Raw genomic sequence first — 14,068 nt, 5'->3', positions numbered from 1 at the left:
ACTCCTTACTCGATGTTCTGCACCTGCTCTCGCATCTGCTCGATGGCCAGCTTGAGCTCGACGGCAATCGCAGTCATGTCGGCAGCCATGGCCTTGGAGCCGAGGGTATTGGCCTCGCGGTTGAGCTCCTGCATCAGGAAATCCAGCCGCTTGCCAGCTGCACCGCCCGCCTTGAGGATGCGCTCGACTTCATCCAGGTGGGTGGACAGGCGGGACAACTCTTCCGCCACATCGACACGCTGGGCAAACAGGCCGACTTCCAGGCGGATACGGTCGTCGTCGAGGGTCGCCGCTGCGTCACGCAGGCGCGTGGCGAGCTTTTCCTGGTACTCGGCGACCAGCGCCGGCACCCGAGGCTGCACCGTGGCAACCAGGCTGCGCATGTGGGCGATGCGCCCACGGATCATCTCGGCGAGTTTTTCGCCCTCGCGCCGGCGGGTGGCGATGAGCTCGTCCAGCGCCGCCGCGATGGTTGCCGCGATCTCCGGCTGCAGGGATTCGAAAGTCACGCTGTCGTCGGCCAGCATGCCGGGCCAGCGCAGTACCTCGGCCACCGACAGCGGCGCGGCCTGCGGCAGGTCGGCCTGCACCGCCGCCTGGGCGGCTTTCAGCTGGGCCAGCAGCACACTGTTGATCGCAAGGTCGCGAGGTGCGCTATCCTTCGCCTGCAAATTGAAACGGCATTCGACCTTGCCCCGCCGCAGCTTGGCGGTGATGGCTTCGCGCAGCATGGGCTCAGCCTGCCGCAGATCATCGTTGATCCGAAAGGCAAGATCGAGGTAGCGGGAATTGACGCTGCGCAATTCCAGGTGCAGGGCGACGCGGCCCAGGTCACGGGCCTGGACGGCATAGCCCGTCATGCTGTGGATCATCGTGTTTTTCCCGAGATAGCGCGGCGAAGCGAGGCTAAACTAGCGCCTTCGACCGCCACAAAAGACGAAGTGTAGCGCCCTGCCTGATGGCCACTCAACAAAACTGCGCCCTGCCGTCCGGATTTCAGCTCGACCACTACCGGGTCGAGCGGCAGCTGTCCCTGGGCGGTTTTTCCATCGTATACCTGGCCTACGATCAGGACGGGACGCCGGTCGCCATCAAGGAATACCTGCCCAACTCCCTCGCGCTGCGGGCAGAGGGCGAAGTCACGCCGCACGTCACCGAAGCCCATCAGGGCGCCTTCCGCTACGGCATGAAGTGTTTCTTCGAGGAAGGCCGGGCGCTGGCCAAGCTGGTGCACCCCAACGTGGTGCGGGTGCTCAATTTCTTCCGCGCCAACGGCACCGTCTACATGGTGATGCAGTTCGAGCGCGGGCGAACCCTCCACGACTACGTGCAGAAGAACCGCGGCAACGTCCGCGAACGCTTCATCCGGGGCGTGTTCACGCGCATGCTCAACGGCCTGCGCGAGGTCCATGCGCACAAGCTGCTGCACCTGGACATCAAACCGTCCAACATCTACCTGCGCGCCGACGGTACGCCGGTGCTGCTCGACTTTGGCGCAGCACGCCAGACCCTGATGTCCGACACGCCGATCCTGAAGCCGATGTACACGCCCGGTTTCGCGTCGCCGGAGCAATTCACCAACCGGGACGCACTCGGCCCGTGGAGCGACATCTACAGCGTGGGCGCCAGCATGTACGCCTGCCTGGCCGGCTCCTCGCCGCAACGCTCCGACGAGCGCCTCAAGCACGACACCGTGGTGCCTGCCACCAAGGCCTGGTCCGGACAATACTCACCGCATTTCCTGGCCACCATCGACTGGTGTCTGCAGCTCGACCCGTTGAAACGACCGCAGAGCTGTTTCGCCCTGCAGAAGGTGCTCGCCCAGCGCCATCGGGAAGCCCCCCCGCAACAGAAATCCTGGCTCGAAGGGCTGGGTATAAAACTAAGAACAATGATAGGCCGCCCATGAGATTCACTATTTTCCAGGAGAGCCGGGTCGGCAAGCGCCGCACCAATCAGGACCGCGTCGCCTACTCCTACACGCGGGATGCGCTGCTGATGCTGCTCGCCGACGGCATGGGCGGGCACCTCTACGGCGAGCTGGCGGCACAGATCTCCGTCCAGTTCATCGCCCAGTCCTTCCAGCAGGAGGCCAAGCCCAAGGTCACCGACCCGGTGCTGTTCCTGTCGCGGGTGCTCAGCAACGCCCACCACGCGATCCTCGATTACGCCTTCGACAAACACCTGTCGGACATCCCGCGCACGACCATCGTAGCCTGCCTGATCCAGGACGGCGTCGCCCATTGGGCCCACGCCGGCGACTCCCGCCTGTACCTGATCCGCAAGGGCCGCCTGGTCGCCCAGACCCGCGACCACTCCCGCGTCCAACTAATGCTCGACCAGGGCCTGCTGGATGCCGAAAGCGCCGCCGTGCATCCGGGCCGCAACCGCATCTTCTCCTGCCTGGGCGGCAGCCATCCGCCGCAGATCGAGTTCTCCCGTGGGACACCTCTCGGCAACGGCGATGTCATCGCCATGTGCTCGGACGGCGTCTGGGGCCCCCTCGACACCGACATGCTGGTGAAGGCGCTTTCCGACGGGAAAGTCATGGAAAGCGTACCGCATGTCATGAATGAGGCCGAAGAGCTCGGCGGTTCCCAATGCGACAACATGTCCCTGATCGCCATGACCTGGCACGACGACAACCCGGGCGACATCCCCGATACGGTGTCTACCCGCACCATGCCCTTTGACGCCGTCACCACGCAGATGGAAGGCTTCGGGCGCGGCAAGCGTGACCAGGAAGACCTCAGCGAAGACGAGATCGAACGCGCCATCCGCGAAATCAACGCAGCCATCCATAAATTCAAATGACCACTGCCTCCGACACCTTCGCCCGCCCCAGCGGCCGGGCTCCCGCCGACCTTCGTCCGATCCGCATCACCCGCGGCTTCACGCGCCACGCCGAAGGCTCGGTGCTGATCGAATTCGGTGACACCCGTGTGCTGTGCACCGCCAGCGTCGAGGAAAGCGCGCCGCCCTTCCTGCGCGGCAAGGGCCAGGGCTGGCTGACCGCCGAATACGGCATGCTGCCGCGCTCCACCCACACGCGCAGCCCGCGGGAAGCGGCCAAGGGCAAGCAGAGCGGCCGCACCCAGGAGATCCAGCGCCTGATCGGCCGCAGCCTGCGCGCCGTGGTGGACATGGAAGCCCTTGGCGAACGCCAGATCACCATCGACTGCGACGTGCTGCAGGCCGACGGCGGCACCCGCACCGCCTCCATCACCGGCGCCTGCATCGCTGTCCATGACGCCCTCGAAGGCCTCGTCAAGGCCGGCAAGCTGCCCGCCAACCCGATGCGCGACTTCGTCGCCGCCATTTCCGTCGGCATCTACAAGGGCGTGCCGGTACTCGATCTCGACTACCCGGAAGACTCCGGCTGCGACACCGACATGAACGTGGTGATGACCGGCCGCGGCGGCTTCGTCGAAGTGCAGGGCACCGCCGAAGGCACGCCCTTCTCCCGCGCCGAACTCGACAGCCTGCTGGAACTCGCCGCTGCCGGCGTGGCCCAACTGGTCTTCGAACAGAAAAGGGCGCTCGGCATTGGCGCCTGAAACCCACGGAGGATCTGGCGCCATGAAACAGCTCGTCCTGGCCAGCGGCAACGCCGGCAAACTCAAGGAACTCTCCGCCCTGCTCGCCCCGCTCGGCATCGAAGTGCTGCCCCAGTCGGCCTTCAACGTCAGCGAGGCCGAGGAACCGCATCCCAGCTTCGTCGAGAACGCCCTCGCCAAGGCCCGCCACGCGTCCCGCGCCACCGGTCTGCCGGCCCTCGCCGACGACTCGGGGCTGTGCGTGGATGTGCTGGGCGGAGCACCGGGCGTGCTGTCGGCGCGCTTTGCCGGCGAACCCAAGTCCGACGAGCGCAACAACGCGTTGCTGCTCGAACGCCTGGCCGGCCAGGCCGACCGCCGCGCCCGCTTCTACTGCGCGCTGGCCCTCGTCCGCCACGCCGACGACCCGCAACCCCTGATCGCCTGCGGCGAATGGCACGGCGAAATCCTGCCCGCGCCGCGCGGCAAGGGCGGCTTCGGCTACGACCCGCTGTTCCTCGTCAGCGAACTGGAGCAGACCGCCGCCGAAATCCCCCACGAACTCAAGAACGTCCTGTCCCACCGGGGCTCCGCCTTCCGCCAGTTGCTCGACAAGCTGCGCGCCGAACAGAGCTGAGCTCCCGCTTCACGCATCACGCTCCATGCCCGAAAACCGGATCATCCCGATCACCCCCAGGGCCGCCGCAACGAAATCCGTCGACGGCCGCTGGGAATCCCGCCTCACCGCCTCGCCGCCCCTGTCCCTGTACGTGCATTTCCCGTGGTGCGTGCGCAAATGTCCGTACTGCGACTTCAACTCCCATGCGGTGAAGGACGAGGGCATTCCCGAGCAGGCCTACATCGCAGCCCTGGTAGCCGACCTGGAACGCGCGCTGCCGCAGATCTGGGGCCGCCGCGTGCACACCATCTTCATCGGTGGCGGCACCCCCAGCCTGATCACCCCCGACGGACTGGACGAACTGCTCACCGCGATCCGCATGCGCGTGCAGCTCGACCCGCAGGCCGAAATCACCCTGGAGGCCAATCCTGGCACCGTCGATTCGGGCCGCTTCCGGGCCTTCCGCCAGGCCGGCGTCAACCGCCTGTCGGTCGGCATCCAGAGCTTCAACGAACGGCACCTGCAGGCCCTCGGACGCATCCACGGCCGCGCCGACGCCATCGCCGCGGCCGAAGCGGCACTGACCCACTTCGAGGCGGTCAATCTCGACCTGATGTATGCACTGCCCGGCCAGACCCTCGCCGAAGCGGAAGCAGACCTCGCCACCGCGCTGGCCCTCGGCCCCCAGCACCTGTCCTGCTATCACCTGACGCTGGAGCCCAACACCGCCTTCGCCGCCAACCCGCCGGAAGTGCCCGATCCCGACCAGTCCGCCGACATGCAGGACCACATCGAGGCGCGCCTGGCCGAAGCCGGCTACGGCCACTATGAGACCTCAGCCTTCGCCAAACCTCACCGGGAGTGTCGCCACAACCTCAACTACTGGACCTTCGGCGACTACCTGGGCATCGGCGCCGGCGCCCACGGCAAGCTGTCGTCCCACGAGGGCATCGTGCGCGAAACCCGCCCCAAGCATCCGGCGGCCTACCTGGCGGCCCACGACAGCGGCGCCTTCGTGCAGGAACGCCGCAATATCGGTACCGACGAACTGCCCTTCGAATTCATGATGAACGCGCTGCGTCTCAACAAGGGCGTGCCGCTGCGGCTGTTCTCCGAGCGCACCGGCCTGCCCTTCGAGGCCGCCGAAGAAGGTCTGCTGAAGGCCCGCCAGCAAGGGCTGATCGAGATCGACGACGAAACGCTGCGCCCGTCCACCAAGGGCCGCCACTTCCTCAACGAACTGCTGATGCTGTTCCTCGCTGCCTGAGTCGCCCGTGCCTGCCAAGCCCGGCCCCAAGCCCCTGACTCCGACCGCCGCCGACCTGCCGACCCCCGAGGCCCTCGGCCAGGTATTCACGCCCGACAAGGTCGTGCGCGCCATGCTGCGCCTGCGCCAGAACGCCGGCCGCGTGCTTGAGCCATCCTGCGGCGACGGCGCCTTCCTGCGCCACCTGCACAACGCGATCGGCATCGAGTTCGACCCCCGCCAGTGCCCGCAGGGCGCGCGCAACATGGACTTCTTCGCCTACCCGGAGAGCGAAAAGTTCGACACCGTGATCGGCAACCCGCCCTATGTGCGCTACCAGGACATCGGCCGGGGCACGCGAGCTCTGCTGCGCCAGGACGGCCTCGACGGACGCAGCAACCTTTATCTGTTCTTCATCGAGAAGTGCCTACGCCACCTGCAGCCGAGCGGCGAGCTAATCTTCATCACGCCGCGCGACTTCCTCAAGGCCACCAGCGCCCGCCCGCTCAACCGCTGGTTGTTCAAGCACGGCACGATCACCCACGCCATCGACCTGGGCGACGCCCGCGTGTTTTCCGGCGCGGTGCCCAACTGTCTGATCTGGCGCTACGAACTCGGCAACCTGTCGCACCGCACCGCCTGGGCGCAGATCGGCCAGAGCGACGATCTGGCCCGCAGCCTCGAACAGCCGCCCTGGCAGGCCCGCCACTTCTTCGAATGCGCCGGCCACCTGCTGTTCTCCCGCGGCGAATACCCCCTCAGTCTGGCCGACGTGGCCAGTGTGAAGGTCGGCGCGGTGTCGGGGGCTGACGATATCTACGTCAATGACACCGCCGGCACGCGGGACTTCGTCAATTCCCGCACTGCGCGCAGCGGCGAGACCCGCCGCATGATCTGGTGCGAACCCGGCTCCAACGCGCCCGGTGTGCTGCTGCCACACCGGGAACGCCTGCTCGCCCGGCGCATCCGCCCCTTCGACGAGAGCAACTGGTGGCAGTGGGGGCGCGGCTACCCGCAAACCAGCGCACCGCGGATCTACGTCAACACCAAGACGCGCCAGCCGAACCCGTTCTTCCTGCACCCGTGCAACAACTTCGACGGAGCGATTCTCGGCGTCTTCCCGCTGTACCACGACGTCAACCTGCCGGCCTTCCGTGATGCCCTCAACGGCGTGGACTGGGCCGACCTGGGCTTCGTCTGCGACGGGCGCTACCTGTTCTCCCAGCGCAGCCTCGAAAACGCACCGCTGCCCGACAGCTTCCGGGTATTCCTGCCCCCCGTGGCCGAAGTCCCCCCGCCGGAGCCGCTGGAGTCGATGGTGTAACATCGGGCGAACAAATGCGGGCCACGCAGGTCGACGACGCACGTGCATCCGTCACCTCCCCGACGCATCCCCCCCTGAGAACAGTCCGCGAGGCCCCATGGTTCCCCATCTCACCACCGCCCTCACCGGCCCGCTACTGGAGCTGGAGCGACACTTCCTCGACAACGCCTGTGCCATCGAGCGCTGGATGCGCGCCCGGTGGCAGGAGCACCTGCCGCCCTTCTACGGCTCCACCGACCTGCGCAACGCCGGCTTCAAGCTGGCCCCGGTAGACCTCAACCTGTTTCCGGGCGGCTTCAACAATCTCCACGACGCCTTCCTGCCCCTCTGCGTGCAGGCCGCCCAGGCCGCCATCGAGCGCATCTGCATCGACGCCCGGTCGATCCTGCTGATCCCGGAAAACCACACCCGCAACCAGTTCTACCTGCAGAACGTCGCCAAGCTTGTGTCCATCCTGCGCCTCACCGGCCTGGAGGTGCGCCTCGGCAGCCTGCTGCCGGAGATCACCGCCCCCACCGTGGTCGAGCTGCCCAACGGCGCCAGCCTCACGCTGGAGCCCCTGGAACGCCACGGCAGCCGCCTCGGCCTGAAGGACTTCGACCCCTGCGCGGTGTTGCTCAACAACGACCTGTCCGCGGGCATCCCCGCCCAGCTCGAAAACCTCCACGACCAGTGGGTGATCCCCCCGCTGCATGCCGGCTGGCACACCCGCCGCAAGTCCAACCACGCCGTCGCCTACGACCGTGTCGTGCGGGATTTCAGCGCAGCCATCGGCATCGACCCGTGGCGCATCAACCCGGCTTGGGACCGCTGCAGCGGACTGGACTTTCACACCCGCAGCGGCGAGCAGGAGCTGGCCGACAAGGTTGCCGCCATGCTCGACGGCATCCGCGCCAGGTACAGGGAATACGGGATCAGCGACGAGCCCTTCGTGATCGTCAAGGCCGACGCCGGCACCTACGGCATGGGCGTCATGACGGTCAGGGACGCCGCCGAGCTGATCGGCCTCAACCGCAAGCAGCGCAACAAGATGAGCGTCGTCAAGGAAGGCCTGGCAGTCCACGACGTGATCATCCAGGAAGGCGTGCCCACCGTCGAAACCGTCCACAACGCCGTTGCCGAACCGGTGGTCTACATGATGGACCACTACGTGGTGGGCGGCTTCTACCGGGTGCATGGCCAACGCGGCCGCGACGAGAACCTCAACGCCCCCGGCATGCAGTTCGAACACCTAGCCTTCGAGGCCCCCTGCAGCCTGCCCGACTGCAGCCTGGGGCCGGACGCCCCGCCGAACCGTTTCTACGCCTATGGCGTGGTGGCCCGCCTGGCCCTGCTCGCCGCCGCCCTCGAGATCGAAGCCACCGAACCCGCTATCCTGGCCGCAGAAGCGGCCTGAGCCCCCCGACAAGAACACACCGCCAATACCGACACGACCATGAAATTCGCCTTCATCCTCGACCCCCTCGACAAGCTCAAGGCCTACAAGGACTCCAGCATCGCCATGATGCGGGCTGCCGCCCGCCGCGGCCACCAAGTCCACGCCATCCAGCGCGAACACCTGGTGTGGGAAGCCGGTACAGTCAGCGCCCGCTCCCTGGCCCTGACGCTGACCGACGACGACGACGCCTGGTACGTGGCGGGCACCGAGGAAAGCCTGCCGCTCACCGCCTACGACGCGGTACTGATGCGCCAGGACCCGCCCTTCGACTTCGAGTACGTCACCGCCACCTGGTTGCTCGAGAGCGCAGCCAAGGCCGACGCACGGATCTTCAACAACCCGGAGTCGATCCGCGACCACTCCGAGAAGCTGGCGATCCTCGAATTTCCCCAGTTCATCCCACCGACCCGCGTGGCCCGCGCCGCGGCCGACGTCAATGCCTTCATCGACGCCCATGGCGACACCATCCTCAAGCCCCTCGACGGCATGGGTGGCAGCCAGATCTTCCGCGTTCGCGCCGACGATCCCAACCGCAACGTGATCATCGAGACCCTCACCCAGGAAGAGCGCCGCACGATCATGGCCCAGGCCTATCTCCCGGCCATCTCGGGCGGCGACAAGCGGGTGCTGATCATCGGCGGCAAGGTCATCCCGTATTCCCTCGCCCGCATCCCCAAGGCCGGCGAGACCCGCGGCAACCTGGCCGCCGGCGGGCGCGGCGTGGCCATGCCGCTGACCGATGGCGAACGCGCCATCGCCGAATACCTGGCCCCCATCCTGTGGGCGCGCGGGCTGCTCATCGTCGGCCTCGACGTGATCGGCGACCGCCTCACTGAGATCAACGTCACCAGCCCCACCTGCATGGTCGAGATCACAGCCCAGATGGGCTTCGACGTGCCCGGCGCAGTCATCGACGCCCTGGAGGCCGCATGCGCATGACACGGCGTATCGCCGGCTGGTTTGCGGTCCTCGCTTGTACCGCCGGCCTCCTGGCCGGCTGCAGCCGGGAGCGCATCCACCAGCAGGAGTCCTACGTCTTCGGCACCCGCGTGGAGGTTCTGACCTGGGATGCATCCGAAGAACATTCCCGTGCGGCCGTTAGCGAGGTATTGCGCGAGTTCGACCGCCTGCACCGGGCCTACCACGCGTGGGAGCCATCCGAACTCACCGCCCTCAACAGCGCCATCGCCGCCGGCCAGCAGGACATCCCGGTATCGCCTGAGCTGGCCGCCATGCTCAGCGATGCCAAGGCCATCGCCGCCAAGGGCGACGAACTCTTCGACCCAGCCCTCGGCGAGCTGATCGCCCTGTGGGGCTTCCACACCGACACCTTCGTACCGACCCATCCCGATCCAACCAAGCTTGCAGCCATCACCAAGGCCCATCCGCAGATGGCCGACCTGACCATCGTCGACAACAAGGTCAGCAGCCGCAACCCGGCCGTGCAGCTCGACCTGGGTGGCTACGGCAAAGGCTACGCACTCGACCGGGCCGCCGCGATCCTGCACGCCCACGGTGTCAATAACGCCCTCATCAACATCGGTGGCAACGTCATGGCGCTCGGCAGCAAGGGCGATCAGCCCTGGCGAGTCGGCATCCAGCATCCTCGCGAACCGCGCCCGCTGGCCTCCCTGCCGCTACGCGACGGCGAAGCCGTTGGCACCTCCGGCGATTACCAGCGCTTCTTCGAACTGGACGGCGTACGCTACTGCCACCTGCTCGACCCGCGTACCGGCATGCCGGCCCGTGGCACCCAGGCCGTCACCATCCTCGTCACCCCCCGCCCCAATGCCGGCACACTGTCCGACGCTGCGAGCAAGCCGGTCTACCTCGGCGGCGATAAATGGCGCGAATACGCCAAACGCTTCGGCATCGACCACGCGTTGCGGGTGGACGCCGACGGGAAGGTGGAAGTCACCCGCGCCCTCAACGATCGTCTGCAGTACGGCGACAAGATCAAGCCGGCGCGGATCGTCGACTGAGCCTCGCTTCTTTGATCTGACGCAGCCTTTCACAGATTCGTACTTGCCAGCGGCCCCCATCTGCAGCAGCCTTCAGGGATTCCGTCTTGCCCGGCGGAACCCATCGGATAGAATGGCCTGAATGATCGGAATCCTCATCATTACCCATGGCAGCCTGGGTGAAGCCCTCATCCAGTGCGCCTGCCACGTCATGAACCGCCGTCCGCCACAACTGCTGCAACTCGGCGTGTCCGGGCAGGACGATCCGCTCGATGTCTTGCCGCTGGCCAGACGCCTGCTGAACATGGTCGATAGTGGAGACGGGGTATTGATCCTGACCGACATTCTCGGCGCCACCCCCGCCAACACCGCGGCCAAGCTCCTGGAGCCGGGCCGCATCGAGGGGGTGGCCGGCGTCAACCTGCCCATGTTGCTGCGGACCATCACCTACCGGGAACGCAACATGGAAGTTTTGGTCAAGAAGGCCGTGGCCGGCGCCTGTGAAGGCGTCGTGCATATGAAATAAAGATAGCAACCGAAGGCCCCGACACAAGAGCCCAAAACCACATCGAGGAAGAAGAAAGAGATGCCACGTCAGGACGCCGAAATCATCAACAAGCTGGGCCTCCACGCCCGCGCCTCCGCGAAGCTGACCCAGACCGCCAGCGCCTATGAAAGCGACGTCTGGCTCGAACGCAACGGCAAGCGTGTCAACGCCAAGAGCATCATGGGCGTGATGATGCTGGCCGCAGCCAAGGGCTGCACGATCACCATCGACACCGACGGGCGCGACGCCGATCAGGCCATGTCCGCCCTCCTCGGCCTCATCGCCGACAAATTCGGGGAAGGCGAATGACGCGCCGCTCCGCACCCTTCAGCCCCCGTCCGGTCAGCCTTCAGTCTGCCGCACGGGTGCGGCGATGAGCTTCACCGTCCACGGACTCGCCGTCTCCCAGGGCATCGCCATCGGCCATGCCCATCTGGTGTCCCACGCGCTGCTGGAAGTCGCCCATTTCACGATCGCGCCCAAGCACGTGGAGGCCGAGGTGGCACGCCTGCTCGCCGCGGTCGCCACGGTCAAGACCGAACTGGTCGGCCTGAAAGCCTCGACCAGCACCGGCGCCGCGCCGTCCGAGGTCGATGCCTTCATCGGCATGCACATCATGATCCTGCAGGATCCGATGCTCGTCGATGCGGCAGCCAACCTGATCCGCACCCGCCGCGCCAACGCCGAATGGGCGATGGTCCAGCAGATGGAGCAGCTGGTCGAACAGTTCGAGGCCATCGAGGACGCCTACCTGCGCGAGCGCAAGGCCGACGTGGTGCAGGTGGTGGAGCGGGTCGTCAAGGTCCTGCTCGGCCATCCGGGCCACCTGCCTCCCAAGCGCAAGGACGGGCTGGGCACCATCGTCGTCGCCCACGACCTGTCGCCCACCGACACCATCGGCTTCAAGGACCACGCGGTCGCCGGCTTCATCACTGACGCGGGCGGCCCCACCGGCCACACGGCCATCGTTGCCCGCAGCCTGTCGATCCCGGCGGTGGTGGCACTGCGCCACATCCGCCACGTGGTCAAGGACGATGAGCTGATCATCATCGACGGCACCCGCGGCGTCGTCATCATCGACCCGGACGAACGGGTTCTCGAGGAATACCGCCTGCGCAAGGCCGAAGTGGAGCTGGAGCGCTCCAAGCTCAAGCGCCTCAAATCGATGCGCGCGGCCACCCTCGACGGCGAAGAAGTACAGATCCTCGCCAACATCGAGCTGCCGCCCGATGCGACCCAAGCCAAGAACGTCGAAGCGGACGGCGTCGGCCTGTTCCGCACCGAATTCCTGTTCATGAGCCGGGACACCTGGCCGGATGAGGACGAGCAATTCGAGGCCTACAAGACGGTGGTCAAGACGATGGCCGGCAAGCAGGTCACCGTACGCACCCTCGACGTGGGCGCCGACAAGGAACTCGAAGGCGCCACCCGGCCGGAGGACAACCCGGCCCTCGGCCTGCGGGCGATTCGTTACTGCCTGGCCGAACCGAAGATGTTCCTCACCCAGCTGCGCGCGCTGCTGCGGGCCAGCCACTTCGGCAAGCTGAAGATCCTGATCCCGATGCTGGCCAGCAGCAACGAGATCGACCAGACCCTGATCCTGCTCGAAAAGGCCAAGACCCAGCTGCGCGAACGCAAGATCAAGTTCGACGAAGCAGTGCCGGTGGGCGGCATGATCGAGGTGCCGGCTGCAGCCCTGTGCCTGGGCGCCTTCACCAAGCGCCTGCAGTTCCTGTCCATCGGCACCAATGACCTGATCCAGTACACGCTGGCCATCGACCGCGGCAACGAAGCCGTCGCCCACCTCTACAACCCGTTGCACCCAGCAGTCCTGCGCCTGATCCACCAGACCATCCAGGCCGGAGTGAAGGCCGGCATCCCGGTGTCGGTGTGTGGCGAAATGGCTGGCGACCCGGATTGTGCCCGTCTCTTGATCGGCATGGGCCTGCGCCAGTTCTCCATGCATCCGGCACAGATCCTCGAGGTCAAGCAGGCCATCCTGCGCGCCGACGCCGCCGACCTGACGGTCAAGGTGCAGCGCCTGCTCAAGCTCGATGATCCGGACCGGGTCCGCGAGGCGGTCGAAAAGCTCTGACGCAACGACCGGCGGCAGGTTTGACTTGCCGCCGGCCATCGCGCTACTCTGTACCCCACAGCGCCGATTTGAATCCTTCAGCTTGCGGGCGCTTTACAAGTACGGCTAAAGCGACGGCAGCCCAGTCCGCGACCGTTCGCCGGCTGGGTTTTTCGTTTCCGGGACGAAACTGAGATGACAAAAGAACAATCCATCGGAATCGTGGTGCCGCAGACGGCCCACTTCAGCACGCCCCTGCCCCTCAAGAGCGGCGGAGCCCTCGCCGAGTATGACCTGGTCTATGAGACCTACGGCACCCTGAACACCGCGCGCAGCAACGCGGTGCTGGTCTGCCACGCGCTGTCCGGCTCCCACCACGTGGCCGGCATCGACGCCGACAGCGGCGCCGTCGGTTGGTGGGACAACCTGGTCGGCCCCGGCAAGCCCCTCGACACCGGGCGCTTCTTCGTGATCGGGGTAAACAACCTCGGCGGCTGTTACGGCAGCTCGGGCCCCAACTCGATCAACCCGGCCACCGGCAAGCCCTGGGGCGCCGACTTTCCCTTCGTCACCGTCGAAGACTGGGTCGATGCCCAGGCGCGGCTGGCCGACCAGCTCGGCATCGAACGCTTCGCCGCGGTGGTCGGCGGCAGCCTCGGCGGCATGCAGGCACTTTCATGGACACTGCAGTACCCCGAGCGCGTCGCCCACGCGCTGGTGATCGCCTCGGCGCCCAAGCTCACCGCCCAGAACATCGCCTTCAACGAAGTGGCCCGCCAGGCCATCCTCAAAGACCCGGAGTTCCACGGCGGCCACTACTACGAGCACGGCGTGGTGCCGGCCCGCGGCCTGGCGCTGGCGCGCATGATCGGCCACATCACCTACCTGTCGGACGACGCGATGGGCCAGAAATTCGGCCGCACGCTGCGCCACGACAAGCCGGTATTCAGCTACGACGTGGAGTTCGAGATCGAGTCCTACCTGCGCTATCAGGGTGACAAATTCGCCGGCTTCTTCGACGCCAACACCTACCTGCTGACCACCAAGGCCCTCGACTACTACGACCCGGCCTTCGAATACGACGGCGACCTGGTGGCCGCCCTCGGCCGCGCCAAGGCCGACTACCTGGTGGTGTCCTTCAGCACAGACTGGCGCTTCGCCCCGTCGCGCAGCCGGGAGATCGTCTACGCGCTGATGCACAGCGACCGGCGGGTCAGCTACGCCGAGATCGACTGTCCGGCCGGGCACGACTCCTTCCTCCTCGACGACCCCCAGTACCACTCCGTACTGCGGGCCTACATCGACAACATCGAGGTCTGAGCC

14 protein-coding genes are annotated in these 14,068 nt (G+C 66.5%); 13 read left to right on the top strand and 1 reads right to left on the bottom strand.

From position 1 onward, the window contains the following. Positions 1-5: 5 nt before the first annotated feature. Positions 6-872, bottom strand: coding sequence for a YicC/YloC family endoribonuclease (locus tag AC1PPK_RS06580; RefSeq protein ID WP_481117041.1), 867 nt, complete (start codon positions 870-872; stop codon positions 6-8). Positions 873-958: 86 nt separating this feature from the next. On the opposite strand from AC1PPK_RS06580, the gene AC1PPK_RS06575 reads away from it, so the two are divergent. The 13 genes from AC1PPK_RS06575 to metX all read left to right on the top strand — a co-directional run bounded on the left by AC1PPK_RS06575 (position 959) and on the right by metX (position 14,065). Continuing rightward, positions 959-1,909: a serine/threonine protein kinase gene (locus tag AC1PPK_RS06575; protein ID WP_481117040.1), complete on the top strand. Its 951-nt coding sequence runs from the start codon at positions 959-961 to the stop codon at positions 1,907-1,909. Further along, the gene (locus AC1PPK_RS06570; protein ID WP_481117039.1) at positions 1,906-2,814 is read left to right on the top strand and encodes a PP2C family protein-serine/threonine phosphatase; all 909 of its coding nucleotides are present in this window, start codon (positions 1,906-1,908) and stop codon (positions 2,812-2,814) included. The genes AC1PPK_RS06575 and AC1PPK_RS06570 overlap by 4 nt, the downstream gene beginning before the upstream one ends. After that, entirely contained in the window at positions 2,811-3,557 is a 747-nt protein-coding gene (gene rph / locus AC1PPK_RS06565) for a ribonuclease PH (RefSeq protein ID WP_481117038.1), read from the top strand. Before AC1PPK_RS06570 ends, rph begins: the two co-directional genes overlap by 4 nt. Positions 3,558-3,579: 22 nt before the next feature. Then, on the top strand, positions 3,580-4,173 hold the full coding sequence (gene rdgB / locus AC1PPK_RS06560) for an RdgB/HAM1 family non-canonical purine NTP pyrophosphatase (RefSeq protein WP_481117037.1): 594 nt from the start codon (positions 3,580-3,582) through the stop codon (positions 4,171-4,173). Positions 4,174-4,198: 25 nt separating this feature from the next. Beyond that, positions 4,199-5,422 carry a radical SAM family heme chaperone HemW gene (gene hemW / locus AC1PPK_RS06555; protein ID WP_481117036.1) on the top strand — a complete coding sequence of 408 codons (1,224 nt, stop codon included), beginning with the start codon at positions 4,199-4,201 and terminating at the stop codon, positions 5,420-5,422. Positions 5,423-5,456: 34 nt separating this feature from the next. Then, a complete protein-coding gene (locus tag AC1PPK_RS06550) occupies positions 5,457-6,725 on the top strand; it encodes an Eco57I restriction-modification methylase domain-containing protein (protein ID WP_481118187.1) in 1,269 nt (422 codons plus the stop codon). Positions 6,726-6,822: 97 nt separating this feature from the next. After that, a complete protein-coding gene (gene gshA / locus AC1PPK_RS06545; RefSeq protein ID WP_481117035.1) occupies positions 6,823-8,121 on the top strand; it encodes a glutamate--cysteine ligase in 1,299 nt (432 codons plus the stop codon). A 39-nt stretch (positions 8,122-8,160) separates the two neighbouring features. Further along, the gene (gshB, locus tag AC1PPK_RS06540) at positions 8,161-9,102 is read left to right on the top strand and encodes a glutathione synthase (protein ID WP_481117034.1); all 942 of its coding nucleotides are present in this window, start codon (positions 8,161-8,163) and stop codon (positions 9,100-9,102) included. Next, positions 9,093-10,145: an FAD:protein FMN transferase gene (locus tag AC1PPK_RS06535; RefSeq protein ID WP_481117033.1), complete on the top strand. Its 1,053-nt coding sequence runs from the start codon at positions 9,093-9,095 to the stop codon at positions 10,143-10,145. The genes gshB and AC1PPK_RS06535 overlap by 10 nt, the downstream gene beginning before the upstream one ends. Before the next feature lie 121 nt (positions 10,146-10,266). Continuing rightward, the gene (locus AC1PPK_RS06530) at positions 10,267-10,650 is read left to right on the top strand and encodes a PTS sugar transporter subunit IIA (protein ID WP_481117032.1); all 384 of its coding nucleotides are present in this window, start codon (positions 10,267-10,269) and stop codon (positions 10,648-10,650) included. A gap of 60 nt (positions 10,651-10,710) precedes the next feature. Next, positions 10,711-10,980, top strand: coding sequence for an HPr family phosphocarrier protein (locus tag AC1PPK_RS06525; protein WP_481117031.1), 270 nt, complete (start codon positions 10,711-10,713; stop codon positions 10,978-10,980). Between the two features lie 64 nt (positions 10,981-11,044). Further along, positions 11,045-12,766, top strand: a complete 1,722-nt coding sequence (gene ptsP / locus AC1PPK_RS06520) for a phosphoenolpyruvate--protein phosphotransferase (RefSeq protein ID WP_481117030.1) — start codon at positions 11,045-11,047, stop codon at positions 12,764-12,766. Positions 12,767-12,940: 174 nt separating this feature from the next. Continuing rightward, positions 12,941-14,065 (top strand): homoserine O-succinyltransferase MetX, encoded by a 1,125-nt coding sequence (gene metX, locus AC1PPK_RS06515; protein WP_481117029.1) that lies wholly within the window; start codon positions 12,941-12,943, stop codon positions 14,063-14,065. Positions 14,066-14,068: the final 3 nt, after the last annotated feature.

The organism is Zoogloea sp. JDB1 (genome assembly GCF_056724025.1).
Note: the sequence above shows the minus strand (reverse complement) of the source record. Positions and strands in the feature narration are given on the sequence as shown.

Coding starts and splice junctions, on each gene's coding strand:
- AC1PPK_RS06580 (WP_481117041.1), bottom strand. CDS start 872: ATGATCCACAGCATGACGGGCTATGCCGTCCAGGCCCGTGACCTGGGC.
- AC1PPK_RS06535 (WP_481117033.1), top strand. CDS start 9,093: ATGCGCATGACACGGCGTATCGCCGGCTGGTTTGCGGTCCTCGCTTGT.
- hemW (WP_481117036.1), top strand. CDS start 4,199: ATGCCCGAAAACCGGATCATCCCGATCACCCCCAGGGCCGCCGCAACG.
- ptsP (WP_481117030.1), top strand. CDS start 11,045: ATGAGCTTCACCGTCCACGGACTCGCCGTCTCCCAGGGCATCGCCATC.
- gshA (WP_481117035.1), top strand. CDS start 6,823: ATGGTTCCCCATCTCACCACCGCCCTCACCGGCCCGCTACTGGAGCTG.
- gshB (WP_481117034.1), top strand. CDS start 8,161: ATGAAATTCGCCTTCATCCTCGACCCCCTCGACAAGCTCAAGGCCTAC.
- rph (WP_481117038.1), top strand. CDS start 2,811: ATGACCACTGCCTCCGACACCTTCGCCCGCCCCAGCGGCCGGGCTCCC.
- metX (WP_481117029.1), top strand. CDS start 12,941: ATGACAAAAGAACAATCCATCGGAATCGTGGTGCCGCAGACGGCCCAC.
- AC1PPK_RS06575 (WP_481117040.1), top strand. CDS start 959: ATGGCCACTCAACAAAACTGCGCCCTGCCGTCCGGATTTCAGCTCGAC.
- AC1PPK_RS06525 (WP_481117031.1), top strand. CDS start 10,711: ATGCCACGTCAGGACGCCGAAATCATCAACAAGCTGGGCCTCCACGCC.
- AC1PPK_RS06570 (WP_481117039.1), top strand. CDS start 1,906: ATGAGATTCACTATTTTCCAGGAGAGCCGGGTCGGCAAGCGCCGCACC.
- AC1PPK_RS06530 (WP_481117032.1), top strand. CDS start 10,267: ATGATCGGAATCCTCATCATTACCCATGGCAGCCTGGGTGAAGCCCTC.
- rdgB (WP_481117037.1), top strand. CDS start 3,580: ATGAAACAGCTCGTCCTGGCCAGCGGCAACGCCGGCAAACTCAAGGAA.